Source organism: Microbacterium sp. CFBP 13617 (assembly GCF_014839445.1).
GTDB lineage: Bacteria > Actinomycetota > Actinomycetes > Actinomycetales > Microbacteriaceae > Microbacterium.
Window position 1 is genome coordinate 630,288 of the sequence record NZ_JACYNW010000004.1, and the last position, 17,490, is coordinate 647,777.

13 protein-coding genes are annotated in these 17,490 nt (G+C 72.0%); 5 read left to right on the forward strand and 8 right to left on the reverse strand.

The genetic code is table 11. The features are described from left to right. The first annotated feature begins 234 nt into the window (after positions 1 to 234). From IFU40_RS14845 to xylB, 3 genes are all read left to right on the forward strand, one after another. Entirely contained in the window at positions 235 to 1,131 is an 897-nt protein-coding gene (locus IFU40_RS14845; protein ID WP_191926810.1) for a lipase family alpha/beta hydrolase, read from the forward strand. A gap of 103 nt (positions 1,132 to 1,234) precedes the next feature. Further along, entirely contained in the window at positions 1,235 to 2,422 is a 1,188-nt protein-coding gene (xylA, locus tag IFU40_RS14850; RefSeq protein WP_055939172.1) for a xylose isomerase, read from the forward strand. Positions 2,423 to 2,954: 532 nt separating this feature from the next. Beyond that, positions 2,955 to 4,346: a xylulokinase gene (gene xylB, locus IFU40_RS14855; protein ID WP_191926811.1), complete on the forward strand. Its 1,392-nt coding sequence runs from the start codon at positions 2,955 to 2,957 to the stop codon at positions 4,344 to 4,346. A 272-nt stretch (positions 4,347 to 4,618) separates the two neighbouring features. On the opposite strand, the gene IFU40_RS14860 is transcribed toward xylB, so the two are convergent. Beyond that, positions 4,619 to 5,119, reverse strand: a complete 501-nt coding sequence (locus tag IFU40_RS14860) for a hypothetical protein (protein ID WP_206754877.1) — start codon at positions 5,117 to 5,119, stop codon at positions 4,619 to 4,621. Between the two features lie 259 nt (positions 5,120 to 5,378). On the opposite strand from IFU40_RS14860, the gene IFU40_RS14865 reads away from it, so the two are divergent. Next, positions 5,379 to 6,461, forward strand: a complete 1,083-nt coding sequence (locus tag IFU40_RS14865) for an SDR family oxidoreductase (RefSeq protein WP_055839311.1) — start codon at positions 5,379 to 5,381, stop codon at positions 6,459 to 6,461. A 33-nt stretch (positions 6,462 to 6,494) separates the two neighbouring features. On the opposite strand, the gene IFU40_RS14870 is transcribed toward IFU40_RS14865, so the two are convergent. The 5 genes from IFU40_RS14870 to IFU40_RS14890 form a co-directional block, all read right to left on the reverse strand. Next, the gene (locus IFU40_RS14870) at positions 6,495 to 8,051 is read right to left on the reverse strand and encodes a deoxyguanosinetriphosphate triphosphohydrolase family protein (protein ID WP_191926813.1); all 1,557 of its coding nucleotides are present in this window, start codon (positions 8,049 to 8,051) and stop codon (positions 6,495 to 6,497) included. Positions 8,052 to 8,654: 603 nt separating this feature from the next. Next, positions 8,655 to 10,988 carry a beta-xylosidase/alpha-l-arabinosidase gene (locus IFU40_RS14875; RefSeq protein WP_191926814.1) on the reverse strand — a complete coding sequence of 778 codons (2,334 nt, stop codon included), beginning with the start codon at positions 10,986 to 10,988 and terminating at the stop codon, positions 8,655 to 8,657. A 7-nt stretch (positions 10,989 to 10,995) separates the two neighbouring features. Continuing rightward, positions 10,996 to 11,880, reverse strand: coding sequence for a carbohydrate ABC transporter permease (locus IFU40_RS14880; RefSeq protein WP_055839302.1), 885 nt, complete (start codon positions 11,878 to 11,880; stop codon positions 10,996 to 10,998). Further along, positions 11,877 to 12,890, reverse strand: coding sequence for a carbohydrate ABC transporter permease (locus IFU40_RS14885; protein ID WP_055839300.1), 1,014 nt, complete (start codon positions 12,888 to 12,890; stop codon positions 11,877 to 11,879). The genes IFU40_RS14880 and IFU40_RS14885 overlap by 4 nt, the downstream gene beginning before the upstream one ends. Positions 12,891 to 12,901: 11 nt before the next feature. Then, complete coding sequence (locus IFU40_RS14890) at positions 12,902 to 14,185, reverse strand: extracellular solute-binding protein (RefSeq protein WP_055839296.1); 1,284 nt, start codon at positions 14,183 to 14,185, stop codon at positions 12,902 to 12,904. Between the two features lie 171 nt (positions 14,186 to 14,356). Between IFU40_RS14890 and IFU40_RS14895 the strand changes: the two genes are divergently transcribed. Then, entirely contained in the window at positions 14,357 to 15,358 is a 1,002-nt protein-coding gene (locus IFU40_RS14895) for a LacI family DNA-binding transcriptional regulator (protein WP_055839293.1), read from the forward strand. 51 nt (positions 15,359 to 15,409) lie between these two features. On the opposite strand, the gene IFU40_RS14900 is transcribed toward IFU40_RS14895, so the two are convergent. Together IFU40_RS14900 and IFU40_RS14905 are read right to left on the reverse strand one after the other, a co-directional pair. Then, entirely contained in the window at positions 15,410 to 16,123 is a 714-nt protein-coding gene (locus IFU40_RS14900) for a response regulator (RefSeq protein WP_191926815.1), read from the reverse strand. Continuing rightward, positions 16,120 to 17,373 (reverse strand): ATP-binding protein, encoded by a 1,254-nt coding sequence (locus tag IFU40_RS14905; RefSeq protein ID WP_191926816.1) that lies wholly within the window; start codon positions 17,371 to 17,373, stop codon positions 16,120 to 16,122. Before IFU40_RS14905 ends, IFU40_RS14900 begins: the two co-directional genes overlap by 4 nt. Positions 17,374 to 17,490 lie beyond the last annotated feature (117 nt).

Below are 17,490 nucleotides of genomic sequence, written 5' to 3' on the forward strand. Positions count from 1 at the left end.
CCCTGACGCCCTGACGCCCTGACGCCCTGACGCGCTGGCGCCCTCCCGAAGCCGTGACGCCGAGGGCGGCGTGCCTTGGCTGTCGAGTGTCCAGAACACGCCGTCTCCGCCCGGCGTGGCGCGGCGTGCCCTGGACACTCGACGGGGGAGCGGGAGTGGGGCGCGGGCCCGAGGCGGGTCGATGTCGGAGGGCTGCCCTATCCTGACCGGGACCTGACCCGTGAAGGAGTCGCCATGGCCGATGCCGTCGTCCTCGTCTCCGGTGGTGCGGCCGTCTCGCCGTACACCGACCCCGATCACGCCGCCGGCCGCGGGCTGGCCGCGGGAAACACGCTCACCGCGCTGCGCCGGCACCTTCTCGATCGTGGCCTGCGGGTGTACACCGCACCCGCCCGCCTCGGTGTCGGCGAGGTGCGGGCCGATGCCGGGTGGCAGGGCTTCGACGACGTGCCCGTCGTGTTGCCCGCCGAGATGACGATCAACTCGGTCGGCACCATCGACGACGCCGGCGTCGCGCTCGCCGCGTTCTTGCGCCGGCTCGCCGCCGAGCACGCGGTGACGAGCGTCGACCTTGTGGGGCATTCGATGGGCGGGCTGTTCGCCCGCGCCGCGATCCGCGAGCTGGGCGACGAGGACCCGCGTGCCGAGCGGCTCATCACCCTCGGCACCCCGTGGGACGGCGCGGTGCTCGGCGATGCCGTCGCGGGCGAGATCACGGATGCCGACGCGCACGGCGACCCGTCGACGACGACGATCCTCGCGCAGGCGCGCGCGTACGCCGCGGCGAACTCCGAGGGCGCGGCCGAGCAGGTGTCCCATCGATACCTGCGCGAGTGGAATCGGGCGCAGGCGGGAGTGCTCGACGGCATCCCGGTCACCGCGATCGGCGCGGGGTACTTCGCCGCGGCGGTCGAGCCGGCGCGTCTCTGGCCGCACGACGGGCTCGTCTCGCTCCGCAGCGGACGCGCCGACGACATCCCCGCCGAGGTGCTTCCCGAGGCGAGGCGTCACGCGTTCCCCGACGACGTGCACAGCATCTTCTTCGCCGATGCGTTCGGGCTGCCGTGGGAGCGCGCGCTGACGTGGGACCCCGCGGTGTTCGCGGTCGTCGACGAGGCCCTGGGAATCTGACCGGAACGCTGGACGCCGTGGCATCCGGGTTATATGTTGTGAGAACCAACAAACCCGCCGTGCGTCACCGCGCACTCGTGCGTCTCCATGCGAAGGAGCAGGAATGCCCACCCCCACCCGCGATGACAAGTTCTCGTTCGGCCTCTGGACCGTCGGCTACAACGGCGCCGACCCGTTCGGCGGCCCGACCCGCCCGGCCCTCGACGTCGTGCACGCCGTCGAGAAGCTCGCCGAACTCGGCGCCTACGGCCTCACCTTCCACGACGACGACCTCTTCGCCTTCGGCTCCACCGACGCCGAGCGCCAGAAGCAGATCGACCGCCTGAAGGGCGCGATGCAGGACACCGGCATCATCACGCCGATGGTCACCACCAACCTGTTCTCGGCCCCCGTCTTCAAGGACGGCGGCTTCACCTCGAACGACCGCGAGGTGCGCCGCTTCGCTCTGCGCAAGGTCCTGCGCAACCTCGACCTCGCCGCCGAACTCGGCGCGAAGACCTTCGTCATGTGGGGTGGCCGCGAGGGCGCCGAATACGACTCGGCGAAAGACATCCGCCAGGCACTCGAGCGCTACCGCGAGGCCGTCAACCTGCTCGGCGACTACGTCACCGACAAGGGCTACGACATCCGCTTCGCGATCGAGCCGAAGCCCAACGAGCCCCGCGGCGACATCCTGCTGCCGACCCTCGGCCACGCGATCGCCTTCATCGACTCGCTCGAGCGTCCCGAGCTCGTGGGCGTCAACCCCGAGGTCGGTCACGAGCAGATGGCGGGCCTGAACTTCTCGGCCGGCATCGCCCAGGCGCTTTACCACGGCAAGCTCTTCCACATCGACCTCAACGGCCAGCGCGGCATCAAGTACGACCAGGACCTCGTCTTCGGCCACGGTGACCTGCACAACGCGTTCGCGCTCGTCGACCTGCTCGAAAACGGTGGCCCCGGCGGCGTTCCCGCCTACGACGGCCCTCGCCACTTCGACTACAAGCCCTCGCGCACCGAAGACGAGACGGGCGTCTGGGACTCGGTCTCGGCCAACATGAACACCTACCTGCTGCTGAAGGAGCGCGCCGCGGCCTTCCGCGCCGACCCCGAGGTGCAGGCGGCGCTCGAGGCATCGAAGGTCCCCGAGCTCGCTCAGCCGACGCTGAACGAGGGCGAGACCTACGACGACTTCCTCGCCGACCGCTCGGCCTACGAGGACTTCGACACCGACGCATACCTCGGCGGCAAGGGCTTCGGCTTCGTCCGCCTGCAGCAGCTCGCCACCGAGCACCTGCTCGGCGCGCGCTGAACGGCACGGGCCCGGATGCCGCGGCATCCGGGCCCGATGCCCCGCCCCCGGTGATGTCTCGGCGTCGCACCCCGTTGAGCGTCCAGAACACGCCGTTCCGGACCGAGCGGGTGCGGCGTTTCGTGGACACTCGACGGGGGAGGCCGGGCCGCCCGTCCGACCCGCCCAACCGTCGCGTCATCATGCCGTTGAGTGTCCAGAACACGCCGTTCCGGACCGAGCGGGTGCGGCGTTTCCTGGACACTCGACCAGGGGAGGCCTGCCCGCCCGGCTGCCCCGCCCGGCGGCGGCGCCGCCCGTCCGGCCCGCCCAACCGCCGCGTCATCACCCCGTTGAATGTCCAGGACACGCCGTTCCGGACCGAGCGGACGCGGCGTTTCCTGGACACTCAGCTACACCTCGCGGCATCCGCGTCGCGTGTCGAGGGACACCCGGACGCCCTCCGGGCACATCCGGGTGTCGTGGACACTCGACGAGAACACCACACGAACAACCCGCGCCGATGACGGCGCGGACGGCAGAGAGGGTGAGCATGGCGCTCGTCATGGGAGTCGATTCGTCGACGCAGTCGTGCAAGGTCGTCGTCGTCGACGCCGAGACCGGACGCGTGGTGCGCGAGGGGCGCGCGTCGCATCCCTCCGGCACCGCGGTCGATCCCGAGGCATGGTGGAGCGCGCTCCAGGATGCCATCGCCCAGGCCGGCGGTCTCGACGACGTCGCCGCGGTCTCGATCGCCGGGCAGCAGCACGGAATGGTCGCCCTCGATGCCGAGGGTCGCGTCGTGCGCGACGCCCTGCTGTGGAACGACACCCGCTCGGCTCAGGCGGCACGCGACCTCATCGACGAGGTCGGTGCCGACGCGTACGCCGAACGCACGGGCGTGGTGCCGGTCGCCTCGTTCACCGGGACGAAACTGCGATGGCTGCGGGATGCCGAGCCCGACAACGCCGCGCGCGTCGCCGCCGTGGCGCTGCCGCACGACTGGCTCACCTGGCGTCTGCGGGGCTTCGGTCCCGGCAACGCTGTGCTCGACGAGCTCGTCACCGACCGCTCCGACGCCTCGGGCACCGCGTACTGGGGCGCCGGCGGGTACGACCTCGAGCTGTTCCGCCGCGCCCTGGGGCACGATGCCGTGCTGCCGCGCGTGCTCGGCCCGTGGGAGAGCGCCGGAACCCTCTCGGGCGGCGCCCTCGTCGGCCCCGGCGCCGGTGACAACGCCGGCGCAGCGCTGGGCCTGGGTGCGGGGGTCGGCGACGTCGTCGTCTCTCTCGGTACCTCGGGCACCGTCTTCGCCGTCGCCGACGCACCCACGCGCGACACCACGGGCACCGTCGCCGGATTCGCGGACGCCACCGGCAAGTTCCTGCCCCTGGTGGCGACGCTGAACGCTGCCCGGGTGCTCGACGCCTTCGCGGGGCTGCTCGGTGTGACGCACGACGAGCTCGGAGCCCTCGCCCTCGAGGCAGCGCCGGGCGCCGAGGGCGTCGTGCTCGTGCCGTGGTTCGAGGGGGAGCGCACCCCCAACCTTCCGCGGGCGCAGGCGTCGCTGACGGGGCTGACCCTGGCATCCACGAACCGCGCGAACTTCGCGCGCGCCGCGATCGAGGGCATGCTGAGCGGTCTGGCCGTGGGGCTCGAGGCCATCCAGGCGCAGGGCGTTGATGTGCGGCGCATCCTGCTCATCGGCGGCGCGGCCGCGAACGAGGGTGTCGCGCGGATCGCTGCGCAGGTCTTCGACGCCGAGATCGTGGTGCCGGCGGCGGGGGAGTACGTTGCGCTCGGTGCGGCGCGACAGGCCGCGGGTGTGCTCGCGGGCGGACCGGTGGATTGGGCGGTCGCGACGACGCGCGCTGTCGACGCCGATCACCGGCCGCAGATTCGCGAACGTTACGACGTCGTCGCAGCGTTGCGTGCGGCAGAGTAGACCTGGGACCGTCGACATCTTGTAAGGGGGATGTCGGCGGTCTCTGCCTTCCGCGGCGGATGGGCTCGGTGGACGCGTCGCCGCGGCGGCCGAGGGCTGACACGCCGCTACCGCGAAGGACCATGAGCGGCGGGGCCGGGGCGGCGTGCGCGAGGTGACTACGCGTGCCGCCGTCCGTCTCGCGTCCGGCGTCGTGCGCTTCGGCGACACCGCGCTCGCCCACTTCCGCACGTAGACGCCCTGGCATCCCGTGCCGCGTGAAAGGGCGCTGCTCAGCGTGGAGCGAAGGACGACAGGGCTTCGCGATACGTGGCGGAGTCGTCGCGAACCTCGGTGGTGACGAGCAGCCCGGCCGGGCCGAGGGTGCGGACGTAAGAGCCGCGGCAGGGGATCACGACGACCCTGATGAGGCCTCTGCGCCACGCAGGGGCGAGGGCGACGACATCGCGCCTCTCCGGGAGATCGTCGAGCCGACGGGGGCGAGTCGTGCGCCAGGCCTCGAGAGAACGCTCCTCCGCGTCGCGGTACGACGGGTCGTGGAACACCTCGTGGCCGAACTCGTCGCTCCAGGACGGACCGGTGACTTCCGCGAGGAGAGTCGCGCGCTCATCGGCCGACAGGTCTTGGCGGAGGAGGCGATCCATGGCCGGGGTGTCGGTGGGCTGCCCCGCGTGCTCGATGACCGGCGTCCACAGCGAGGACCAGGCTGCCTCCCAGCGCGCGCGTTCCGTCCGACCCAGCGAGCGTGTCGCGGGTGCGGGCGGATCGATCAAGGGGGGAGGGAGGTCCCCGGAAGGCGCGAGCCCATAAGCCTCGCGGACCCACAGCATCTCCCACGCGGAATGCGGCCGGTCCTCGATCGAGACGACCATGTCGTGAGGCCAGGGGTCGCCGGCGCTCGGGTGAGCGGACTTCATCCGTCCATGTTCGCGTGCGCGACCCGGCATTCGAAACCCCCGTCGGATGATCCCCGCCGCCGAACGCGGAATACCGGCCCTCTGCCGGTGGTTTCCCCCGGTTCACCTCAACCCGATGGGAACCCCCGTTTTGACAGACTCCTCACACGCCCTCGTCGTCGGCGCCACCGGTATCGCCGGGAGCGCCCTCCTCGACCGTCTGGTCGACGACGGCTGGGAGGTGACGGCACTGTCGCGTCGGCCCGGAGCGGCGCGAACGGGAGTGACGTGGCGGTCCGCCGATCTGCGCTCGCCGACCGCGCTGACCGACGCGCTGCGAGGCGTTCCGGTCACGCACGTGTTCTTCACCGCGTGGTCGCGGCAGGACACCGAGGCCGAGAACATCGCCGTCAACGGGGGAATGGTGCGCGACCTGCTCGCGGCGCTCACCGACGCCCCGGTACGCCACGTCGCGCTGATGACCGGGTTGAAGCACTACCTCGGCCCCTTCGAGGCCTACGGCCAGGGGGACATGCCCGACACCCCGTTCCACGAGGACGAGCCGCGCCTCGACGTCGACAACTTCTACTACGCGCAAGAAGACGAGGTCTTCGCGGCCGCGCATCGTCAAGGATTCACCTGGTCGGTGCACCGCTCGCACACCGTGTTGGGGCACGCGGTCGGCAACGCGATGAACATGGGCCTCACGATCGCCGTCGCGGCCGCGATCAGTCGCCACACCGGTCGACCGTTCATCTTCCCCGGCAGCGAGACGCAGTGGAACGGCCTGACCGACGTGACCGATGCGGATCTGTTGGCGAATCAGATGGTGTGGGCGGCCACCCATCCCGAGGGCGCGGACGAGGCGTTCAACACGGCGAACGGCGACGTGTTCCGCTGGCGCTGGATGTGGCCGCGGATCGCCGCCGACCTCGGAGTCGAGGCCGAAGGCTTCGACACCGCTCCCCGCCCCTTCGAGCAGCAGATGGCTGACGCGGCACCCCTGTGGGCCGAGATCGTGGAGCAGCACGGCCTGATCGAGTCCGACCTCACGCGGGTCGCCTCGTGGTGGCACACCGATGCCGATCTGGGGCGTGACATCGAGGTGATGACCGACATGTCGAAGAGTCGTCTCGCGGGCTTCACCGAGCATCACCGCACGCGGGACTCCTTCACGCGGCTCTTCGAGCGGTACCGCGCGGCGCGTCTCATTCCCTGAGCGGGGCGCCGCCGGCCCGTCGGCGCCGGGGCGTCACAGTCGCTGCCCCAGTGCCCACAGCCGATCCGCTCGCCCCGAGATCGCCTCCGACAGCGCGAATGCCTGCGAATCGGTGAGGGATGCCACGTAGTCGACGATTCCGCGGGAGCGCGCGAGCGTCTCGGCATCGGCATCCGAGGGGCGGCGATCGGCGGGGAGCTGCGCGTACTGCTCGTGCGCGAGGGCGATGAGCTCGCGCAGGCGCCGCGGCGTGCGCGCGCGGTCGAGGTCGTCGTCGAGCCACTCGCCGAGGGCGCGCACCGAGCGGGCGAGGATGCGGCTCATCCCCCGCTGCTGGATCGCCAGGTCGGGTCGGCTGAGCACGAACCGCTTGTGCACGAACTTCAGCACCTCGACGTGGTGCCAGGCCCACGGCGACAGCACGACGGGACCGGCCCGCGGTGTGTCGAGCGGGCGCAGCTGCGCCGACTCCTGGAACCGGCGGATCCACCGGTCGGTGAACGAGGCCAGGCGCCGCTCGGCCGTCAACGAGCCGTCGAACGGGCGGGCGAGCAGGTCGGTGACCATCTCGGCATCCACGTCGCTGACCGCGGCGAGGAAGGCTTCATCGTCGGCGATCCACGGGTCGTCACGGCGCATCTTGCGGCGCAGCCGCTCCAGTCCCGCACCGGAGGCGAGCTCGGCGCGCACCTCGGCGTCGTCGCGGGAGCGCCACTCGAGCACGTCGTCGAGCCAGCCGCGGAACTCCGCCGCGATGGGGGCATGGTCGAGGATCCCCGCGCGGTAGAAGTCGTCGACGTCGTGCACCGAGTACGCGATGTCGTCGGCCAGGTCCATCACGGCGCCCTCGATGCTCTGGCGCAGGGGCTCGGCATCCACTCCCCGACGCGCTTCGACGAGGTCGTCGAGATCGAGGTCGTAGGCCGAGTACTTGTGCACGCGGTACGCGCCGTCGGAGGAGCGACGGATGCCGCGGGGCGGGCCGATCCGCTCGATGTCGGCGGCGTCGACCGTCGGCGCCCAGGGGTACTTCGCCGAGGCGGAACGCACCGCGGCCGTGAGGTTGAGTCCGCGGGGCGCGTTCTCGACGACGTCGAGGGCGGTGAGGATGCGATAGGTCTGCGCGTTGCCCTCGAAGCCGTCGGCGAGGCCGAGCTCGGTGCGGGCGAGGCGGTCGAGCGTCGACTCGCCGAGGTGCCCGAACGGCGGGTGCCCGAGGTCGTGCGCGTAGGCCGCGGCCTCGACGACCGTGGCGTTGCAGACGTCGCCCTCGCCCGCTCGGCGCGACCGGGTGTTCAGCTGCAGGGCCACCACGCGGGCGATCGCGCTGACCTTGAGCGTGTGCGTGAGGCGGTTGTGCACGGGGGCGCCACCGATCGACGGTGACACCACCTGCGTCACGGCCGAGAGGCGCGAGAAGTACGGCGAGAACTGGATGCGCTCCAGATCGATCGACCACGGGTCGGCGCGGGCGTCGTCGCGATCGGGGTGGACCCGTGAGGCCGGGTTGCCCACGACCGTGTCGGGGTGCGTCGGGGCGGTGGCGAGCGCGTCCGCGGCCGGGGGAGGGGTCTCGTCGTGCAGGGTCATCCGGTCCTCTCGCGGCGTCGGCGGCGTGGGTCAACGCTAACGCGGATGCGCGGCCCGCTCGCCGCCGCGCGTCGCTCCGCTCGCGTCGCGTGCCTCCCTCTTTTCGTTGAGTGTCCAAGACACGCCGCTCGCGCCCCTCGTCACGCGGCGTGTCCTGGACACTCAACGGGCTGGTGCGACCGCGCCGCCCCCGACGCTCTGCGGGCTCGCGTCACCCCGCCGCCTCCGACACTCGGCGGGCTCGCGAGCCCCCGCCGCCCCCTGTTGAGTGTCCAAGACATGCCGCTCGCGCCCCTCGTCACGCGGCGTGTCCTGGACACTCGACGGGCTTGTGCGCCCCCCGCCGCCCCGACACCCGGCGGGCTCGCGAGCCCCCGCCCCCCCTGCTGAGTGTCCGAGACACGCCGCTCGTGCCCCTCGTCGCGCGGCGTGTCCTGGACACTCAACGGGCTCGCAAGCCCCCGCCGCCCCGACACCCCGCGGGCTCGCGTGACCCCGCCGCCCCCCTGTCGGGTGTCCAAAACACGCCGCTCGCGCCCCTCGTCACGCGGCGTGTCCTGGACACTCAACGCCCCCACACCAATCCAGGGCGCCGCGCCGCCCTCAGCCCCGGCGCACCTCCACGTCGACCACGCGGGGGTCGTCGACGCTCAGCTCGTACGTCGGGCCGGTGATGCGCAGCGGGGCGACGGCGTCGAACGCGGCGCACGACGGGCCCAGCCGCAGCTCGACCTCGCCGGGCTCGACCACTCGGCGCAGCGCCCGGTCGCTGTAGGCCAGCCGCGAGGCGGGAACGGTGAAGCGCACTTCGGCGCTCTCGCCGGGTTCGAGCTCCACGCGGGCGTACGCCACGAGCTGCGCGACGGGGCGGGTGACGCTGGCCACGGCGCGATGCGCATACACCTGCACGACGTCGGCCCCCCGCACCCGCCCGGTGTTCGTCACCCGAGCGCTGATGCGGAACGCGTCGCCCGCGCGCACCTCGGCGGCGGTCCCGGATGCCGTGACCCCGGCCGGTGCCGTATCGACCCGCAGCTCGTCGCGCTCGAACGACGTGTACGACAGCCCGAAACCGAACGGCCGCACGGGCGTCGGATCGGTGCTCGTCACGCCCGAGGGGCCGCCGAGGATCGGGTGCAGGTACGAGTAGGGCTGGGAGCCCGCCGAGCGGGGGAGCGAGACGGGCAGGCGCCCCGACGGAGTGGCATCCCCCGACAGGAGCGAGGCGAGCGCGGGGCCGCCCTCTTCGCCCGGGAAGAACGCCTGCAGCACCGCGGCGGGGCCGTCGACGGTGTCGAGCGCCCACCCGATCGCATACGGGCGGCCGGTCAGCAGCACGAGCACGACCGGGGTGCCGGTGGCGACGACGGCGTCGACGAGCTGCCGCTGCACGCCGGGGAGCTCGAGCGAGTCGGCGTCGTTGCCCTCGCCGACCGTGCCGCGGCCGAAGAGCCCGGCGCGGTCGCCGACCACGACGATCGCAACGTCGGCGCCGCGTGCGATCTCGGCGGCGGCGTCGAAGCCCGAGGTGTCGGAGCCCTCGACCGCGCAGCCCTCGGCGTACGCGACCTCGCCGAAGCGCGCGGCCACGGCCTCGCGCACGGTGGGGATCTCGAACCCCATCGCGAAGCCCGGGTGATGCGCGAGCACGTGGTTCGCGAACGAGTAGCAGCCCATCAGAGCCTCGGCGCTGTCGGCGTTCGGCCCGATCAGGGCGATGCGACCGGGGGTGGCGAGCGGCAGCACGCCGTCGTTGCGCAGCAGCACGACCGATTCCTCGGCGATGCGGCGGGCCAGCGCCCGGTGCTCGGTGTCGTCGAGGTCTACCGCGGTCGGAACGTCGTCGAAGTCGGCATCCAACAGCCCGAGGTCTTCTTTCTCGGCGAGCACGCGGGCGACGGCGCGGTCGATCACGGCCTCGGGCAGGGCGCCGGATGCCACCCGCTCGGCCAGGTGCGGATATGCGTCGGGCCCGGGGAGCTCGACGTCGATCCCCGCCTCCAACGCCAGCTGCGCCGCCTCGCCGAGCGACCCGGCGACACCGTGCATCGAGCGCAGGAACTCGACCGCGAAGTAGTCCGAGACGACGGTGCCGTCGAAACCCCATCGACGGCGCAGCAGGTCGGTCAGCAGCTCGGGCGACGAGGCGACGGGGACCCCGTCGATCTCGGTGTACGAGTTCATCACCGAGCGCACCCCGCCGTCGCGCACGGCCATCTCGAACGGCGGAAGGAAGACGTCCTGCAGCTCGCGCTGACCGGCGTGCACGGGCGCGTGATTGCGACCGGCGCGCGAGGCGGAGTAGCCGACGAAGTGCTTCAGCGTCGCGTGCACGCCGGCGCCCTGCAGGCCCCGGACGTACGCGGTGCCGATCGTGCCGACGACGTAGGGGTCTTCGGCGATGCACTCGTCGACGCGGCCCCAGCGGGCGTCGCGCACCACGTCGAGCACGGGCGCGAGGCCCTGGTGCACCCCGAGTTCGCGCATCGAGCGACCGATGGCGGATGCCATGAGCTCCACGGCATCCGGATCGAACGACGCGCCCCAGGCGAGCGGGGTCGGGAAGGTCGCCGCCTGCCAGGCCGCGAAGCCCGTCAGGCACTCCTCGTGCACCAGGGCGGGAATGCCCAGGCGCGTCTCGGTTCTCAGTCGCCGCTGCTCGCCCCACAACCAGGCGGCGCGTTCGATCGGATCGACCGGCCGGGTGCCGTACACGCGGGTGAGGTGGCCGAGGCCGTGCACGGTGGCGTCGGTGTACGCGGCCGAGGTGACCTTCTCGCCCGAGAGGGGGGCGACGACCTCGTCGCCCTGGTCTACCCAGTAGCCCACGAGCTGTGCGAGCTTCTCGTCGAGGGTCATGTCGGCCACGAGAGCCTGCACCCGGGGCGAGAAGCCCGCCGCCAGGGCAGCGCCGACGTCGGTGTTGTGGATGGTCATGGCGGGGTCAGCCCTTCACGGCGCCGGTGAGACCGCCGACGATCCGTCGCTCGAACACGCTGAAGAACAGCAGAGCGGGGATCATCGACAGCGAGGTGAACGCGAGCACGCGCGCGGTGTCGACGGAGTACTGCGAGGCGAAGGCCTGCGTGCCGAGGGGCAACGTGTACGCGGCCTCGTTGTTGAGGATGAACAGCGGAAGCATGTACGAGTTCCAGCTGTTGACGAACGCCAGGATGCCGACCGTCACCACCGCGGGGACCGCGAGCGGCAGCACCATGCGCCAGAAGAAGCCCAGGCGGCCGAGGCCGTCGATCGAGGAGGCCTCCTGCAGTTCGGCGGGGATCGCGGCGAGGAACGGCGACAGGATGATGATCGTCAACGGCAGCGCGAAGGCGATCTGCGGCACGATGACGCCCGCGAGGGAGTTCATCAGGCCGAGGTTGCGCACCAGGATGTACAGGGGCGTGATGGCGACGGTCATCGGGAACATGAGCCCGGCGGTGAACAGGGCGTAGACGGCCCCGCGCCCGCGGAAGCGGTAACGGGCGAGGGCGTAGGCCGCCATCAGGCCGAGGGCCACGACGAACAGCGTCGTCGCGATCGCGGCGATGGCGGAGTTGCCGACCTGCCCCCAGAAGATGCCGCTGGTGAGGACGTCGGAGTAGTTCTCCCAGTTCCATCGGGTGGGAAAGCCCGAGGGGTCGACCGTGATCTCGGCGTTCGAGCGGAACCCGCCCAGAATGATGAACACCACGGGCGCGAGCATCATGCCGATCAGCAGCAGGGCGACGAACCCGACGATCACCGAGGTGCCGCGGCTCGATCCGACGGGGGCTCGACGCGGGGTCCTGCTTCCGCGCGGGGTGACGAGGGTGGCGGTGGCGGTCACTTGGTGCCTCCGGTGAGGGCGCCGGCCGTGTCACGACGGAGCACGAAGCGCTGGTAGATGAGGGCGACCGCGAGCGAGATGAGGAACATCACCACGGCCACGGCGCTGCCGTACCCGAAGCTGCCGGCGTTGCGGCCGTTGGCGACCATGTACGTGGCCATGGTCGAGGTGCCCGCTGTCGAGGCGACGTACTGGCCCCAGATGATCCAGACGAGGTCGAACAGCTGCAGCGAGCCGATGATCGACAGGAACGCCCAGATGCGGATGGTCGGGCCCATGAGGGGCAGCACGATGTAGCGCTGGATCTGCCAGTACGAGGCGCCGTCGATGGCGGCGGCCTCGCTGAGCTCCTCGGGAATGCCCTGGAGGCCGGCGAGGAAGAGGATCACCGCGAAGCCGATGTACTTCCACGTGATGATGATGAGCAGCGTCCAGATCGCGAGCGCCGGATCCGAGATCCAGTCGGCGCGCAGGGCGCCGAGGCCGATCCTGTCCAGCGCCCCGTTGAGCGCGCCGCCCGACTGCAGCATGAGGCCCCACCCGAGGCCGACGACGACCTCGGAGATGACGTAGGGGACGAAGATCAGCACGCGGATGAGCGACTGGCCGCGCATCTTGCGGTTCAGCAGCAGGGCCAGACCGAGCGCGAGCGGTCCCTGCAGCACCAGCGAGCCGACGACGATGAACGCGTTGTGACCCAGCGCCTCGTGGAAGGCGGGGTCGGTGAGGATCGTGACGTAGTTCCGGATGCCGACGAAGTCGACGGGGGTGCCGAAGCCCGACCATTTGTAGAAGCCGTAATAGGCGGCCAGGGCCACGGGCAGGATGACGAACGACACGAAGACCACGAGGGCGGGGCCCAGGAGGATCGCGAGTTCGCCGCGGATGCGCCAATTCTCGAGTCGGCGCCGCGCGGGCGGCCGCCCGGCCGAGGGGACGCGGTGAGCGCCCTCCCCGGCCGGGCGGCGAGACCCGGCGTCGGTCGCCGAGGTGGCGAGCTGGGTGGTCATAGCCGTCGTCCTCAGCGCGAGGCCGCGGCGTTGACGGCGTCGACGATGCCCTGCGGGCTGCCCTTGCCGGCGAACAGGTCGACCACCGCGACGTTCAGCGCGTTGCCGACGTTCTGGCCGTACAGGGTGTCGAGCCAGACCGAGACGTACGGGGCGTCGGTGTAGGCCTGGAGCGCCGACTGCAGGGCGGGGGTGGTGACGGCCTCCGTGGCCTCGCTCGAGGCGGGGATGGTCTGGAAGGCGTCGGCGTAGCTCTCCTGGTTCTCCTTGTTGACGAGGAAGTTCAGGAAGTCGGTGCACTGCGCGGGAGCGTTGACCCAGCACGAGTATCCGTCGACGCCGCCCATGATCGCGCCGGGCTCACCGTCGCCACCGGCGACCTCGGGGAACGGGAACCAGCCGAGGTCGGCGAGCGGCTTCTCGTCGGGGGTCAGCGAGGCGATCACGCCGGGGTTCCACGCGCCCATGAGCTCCATGGCGGCCTGGTGGTTGGCGAGCAGGCCCGCCGAAGATCCCGCGCCCTGCTGGGCGGCGGTGGTGAGGAAGCCGTCGTTGAACGGCTGCGTCTGCAGGAACGACTGCAGGTTCTCGCCGGCTTCGAGCCAGCACGGGTCGTCGAAGCTCCGGCTCTGCGCGGCCTCGTCGAGCACGTCCTTGGCGCAGGCGCGCAGGGCGAAGTTGTAGTACCAGTGCGCGGCGGGCCAGGCGTCCTTCGCACCGACCGCGATGGGGGCGACGCCGGTGGCGCGGATCTTCGCGTCGGCGGCCTCGAGGTCCTCGATCGTGGCCGGGGCCTCGGTGACGCCGGCCGCGCTCAGCAGGTCCTGCGCGGTGAAGATGCCCGAGGGGAGCACGGCGACGGGCATGCCGTAGTTCTTGCCGTCGACCTCGAAGGCGTCGAGCGAGGTGCCGAGGGCGGTCTTGGCCTCCGCCGAGATCTTGTCGGTGAGGTCCATCGCCTGACCCGCTGTGACGATGTCGGCGAGCTTGCCGCCGCCGCGGGCCATGAACAGGTCGGGGGCGTCGCCGGAGTTGAGGGCGGTCTGGAGCTTTCCGTCCATCTCCTCGTTCTGCACGGCCTGGATCTCGACCGTGACGCCGGGGTTGGCTGCCTCGAAGGCGCTGGCGGTGTCTTCCCAGTACTGCTTCCCGTCGCCCGTGGTGGAGTTGTGCCACAGGGTCAGGGTGACCGAGCCGTCGGCGTTCTCTGCGCCGCCGCCGCCGGCGCAGCCGCCGAGGGCCAGGGTGCCGGCGACGGCGAGGGCCGCTCCGGCGAGGATCTTGCGCGTGTTCATGTGATTCCCGTTTCTCTTCGTCGAGGTGCGTCCGTGAGGAGGCGTCGGTTGTCATGGGCAGCGTTGCCGTTTCCCGGGGTGTTGCTGCGCCCCGGGTCTGAGCAGTGTCGCCCCGCGCGGAAGGGTCGTCAAACGTTTTCGAAAATGATTTCCACGCTAGGGTCGGATGCCATGACGAGGCGCCCGACCATCCACGACGTCGCTGCGGCGGCCGGCGTCTCGGTCGCCACGGTGTCGAAAGCCGTGAACGGCCGCTACGGGGTTTCGCCCACGACGGTGAGCCGGGTACTGGACGCCGTGAAGACCCTCGGCTACGAATCGAGCCTCGTCGCGAGCAGCATGCGCTCGCGCCGCACGGGGGTCATCGGCGTGCTCGTCGCCGACATCGAGCCCTTCTCGGCCGAGATCCTCAAGGGCGTCGGCGGGGCCCTGTCCGACACCGGATACGACCTGCTCGCCTACACCGGCGCGCGCCGCGACGGTGAGGGGTGGGAGCGCCGCTCGCTCAGCCGTCTGAGCGGCACGCTCATCGACGCCGCGATCATCGTCACGCCGACCATCGTCACCGTCGCGAGCGAGGTGCCGATCGTCGCGATCGACCCGCACACCGGCCGCGGGGTCGTACCGACCGTCGAATCCGACAGCTTCACCGGTGCGCAGCAGGCGGTGCACTACCTCGTGCAGCTCGGCCACCGCCGCATCGGCTTCATCGCGGGGCGCCCGGATCTGCGTTCGGCGGTCGCCCGCGCGTCGGGGTACCGCGCGGGGCTGTCGGCGGCCGGCATCCCCTTCGATCCCGCCCTCGTCGGCGTGGGGCGCTACGCCCAAGACGTCGCGCGCGAAGCGGCCGAGGCCATGCTGTCGCTCGACGACCCGCCCACCGCGGTGTTCGCTGCGAACGACCTGTCGGCCCTGTCGATCATCGACGTCGCCGCCGACCGCGGGCTGCGGGTGCCCGAAGACCTCTCGGTCGTCGGGTTCGACGACGTGCCCGAGGCCGCCCGCGCCCAACCGGCGCTCACGACCGTGCGCCAGCCGATGAAGCGCCTCGGCGCCGAGGCGGTGCGGATGGTGCTGGCCCTGCTCGCCGGCGAGGAACTGCCCGAGACGCACATCCAGCTGCCGACGCGCCTGGTCGCGCGTGGCACGACCGCGCCGCCGCGGGCGGGCTGACACCGCGCGCGGCGCCGAGCTCCGGTCGCGCCGCGCACTCGAACCCCCGCGTCAGCGCGCCGCCAGCCGGTACAGCACCTCGGGTCGCCCGCGCGCGCCGAAGCGGTGCGAGACATCGACCTCGCCGCGAGCCACGAGGGCGTCGAGGTACCGGCGCACGGTCGCACGCGAGGCGCCCGACGCGGCGGCGACGTCGCGGGCGCTCGCCGGGGTCACCGGGTGCAGCGCCGCGCGGATGGTGTGCAGGGTCGATTCTGCGAGGCCCTTGGGGAGGAGGGGCTCGGATGCCGACACCGCACGCACCGGAGCGGTCGCCGGACCCACCAGCCGGTCGATGTCGCCCTGCCCCATGCTCACCGGCACCTCGGCGGGGCGGGCGGCGCGACCGCGGCGGTACTCCTCGAGCCGGCGCACGAAGGCCTCGCGCGTGAAGGGCTTCGCGAGATACCCCACGACGTGGGCGGCCGCAGCCTGCCGGATCGTCAGGGTGTCACGGGCCGAACTGATGACGAGCACGTCGACGTTCCACTCCCGCACGAGCCGCAGTCGGTGCAGCACCTCGACCCCGCTGAAGTCGGGCAGGTTCATGTCGAGCAGCACGAGCTCGACGTCGGTGCCCGTCGCCAGCGCCGCCCCCGCGGCCCCCGTCCGCGCCGTCCCGACGAGCCGGAACCCGGGCAGCGACTCGAGATAGGCGGTGTGCAGCCGCACCACCGCGGGGTCGTCGTCGACGATCACGGTGCGGATCGCGGCATCCGGGGTCATGCCCGCACCCCCGCGTGCGGCAGCTCCACCGTGAAGCGCGCCCCGCCCGCGGCCGCCGCGCCGACGGTGATCGAACCGCCGCGCGCTCCCGCGATGCGGCGCACGAGGTCGAGGCCGACGCCGCGGCCCGAGGCAGCCTTCGAACTGACGCCGCGGTCGAAGATGCGGGCGACGTCGGCGGGCGGCACGCCGGGGCCGTCGTCGGCGACATCGATCGTGAGCCGTTCGTCGCCGGCGAGCACGAGCACGTCGACGTGTCCGCCGGGGCCGGCCGCTTCGGCGGCGTTTCGCACGAGGTTGCCGATGACGCTCAGCGCGTCGTCGTCGACGACTCCGCGCGGCACGAGGCTCGCCGGATCGACCCGCAGGCCCCGGTGCTCGGCCGCCAGCCCGTCGAGCAGGGCGCGCAGCGCCGGGTCGTCGATCGAGAGACCGGACGCCACGGGCGCCAGCCCTCCGATGTAGGTCAGCGCGTCGCCGGTCTCGCCCTCGGCGACGAGCCCGCGGATGACGTGCAGCCGCGTGTGGAACTCGTGCGTCTGGTCGCGCAGGGCGCCCGAGATGCGGCGCTGGGTCTCAAGTTCGCGCGCGTCGGCTTCGAGTCGTCGCACGCGTCGACGCAGTGCCGCCGTCAGCAGACCGCTCAGCACGACGCCGAGCACGATCGATCCGGCGACCCAGGGCAGCAACCCGCCGACGGCTTCCTCGTAGCTGCCCGCGATCTCGGACTCCAGCACGCCGACCGAGGCCGTGCCGATGACCGCCCCCGTCTCCGCATCACCGGCCCGCACGGGCACCTTGGCGCGCAGGCTCGGGCCGATCGTGCCGGTCTCGGTGCCGAGGAACGTCTCGCCGGCCAGCACCGCCGTCGCATCCGTCGACACGCTGCGCCCGCGCTCCGCCGGGTTGGGGTGGGTGAGACGGATGCCGCGGGCATCGGTCACCACGACGTAATCCACCCCGGATGCCGCGGCGACGACGTCGGCGAGGGGCTGGAGCTCTGCGGTGGCGGCGTCGGCGTCGAGCAGCACGGCGCGCCGCACCTGATCGAGCTCGGCGAGGCTCCGAGCGACGTCGAGCACGCGCTCCTCGGTCGCGGTGCGGATGCTGCGCTCCTGCGTCGACATGGCGACGAGGGTCGTGGCGAGCACGCACACCAGGACGACGGTGCACTGCAGGGCGAGCAGCACGGCGAGGCGCACGCGCACCGGCGCACGGTCGGCCGCGCGGTCGAGGGGGGCGGTCGACATGGGCACCTCCTCGTGCGCATCGCGGGTGAGTGCGAATCGTGAGCATCTAAGAGCGCAATGCCTTCGCACGGCGCCGCAGGGGGGACGGCGCTGTCAACCTAGCTTCTCATCCGGCAA

Excerpts from the sequence above, each read along its gene's own strand:
- IFU40_RS14865 (WP_055839311.1), top strand. The coding sequence starts at position 5,379 with ATGGGAACCCCCGTTTTGACAGACTCCTCACACGCCCTCGTCGTCGGC.
- IFU40_RS14890 (WP_055839296.1), bottom strand. The coding sequence starts at position 14,185 with ATGAACACGCGCAAGATCCTCGCCGGAGCGGCCCTCGCCGTCGCCGGC.
- xylA (WP_055939172.1), top strand. The coding sequence starts at position 1,235 with ATGCCCACCCCCACCCGCGATGACAAGTTCTCGTTCGGCCTCTGGACC.
- IFU40_RS14845 (WP_191926810.1), top strand. The coding sequence starts at position 235 with ATGGCCGATGCCGTCGTCCTCGTCTCCGGTGGTGCGGCCGTCTCGCCG.
- IFU40_RS14895 (WP_055839293.1), top strand. The coding sequence starts at position 14,357 with ATGACGAGGCGCCCGACCATCCACGACGTCGCTGCGGCGGCCGGCGTC.
- IFU40_RS14870 (WP_191926813.1), bottom strand. The coding sequence starts at position 8,051 with ATGACCCTGCACGACGAGACCCCTCCCCCGGCCGCGGACGCGCTCGCC.
- IFU40_RS14905 (WP_191926816.1), bottom strand. The coding sequence starts at position 17,373 with ATGTCGACCGCCCCCCTCGACCGCGCGGCCGACCGTGCGCCGGTGCGC.
- xylB (WP_191926811.1), top strand. The coding sequence starts at position 2,955 with ATGGCGCTCGTCATGGGAGTCGATTCGTCGACGCAGTCGTGCAAGGTC.
- IFU40_RS14900 (WP_191926815.1), bottom strand. The coding sequence starts at position 16,123 with ATGACCCCGGATGCCGCGATCCGCACCGTGATCGTCGACGACGACCCC.
- IFU40_RS14885 (WP_055839300.1), bottom strand. The coding sequence starts at position 12,890 with ATGACCACCCAGCTCGCCACCTCGGCGACCGACGCCGGGTCTCGCCGC.
- IFU40_RS14875 (WP_191926814.1), bottom strand. The coding sequence starts at position 10,988 with ATGACCATCCACAACACCGACGTCGGCGCTGCCCTGGCGGCGGGCTTC.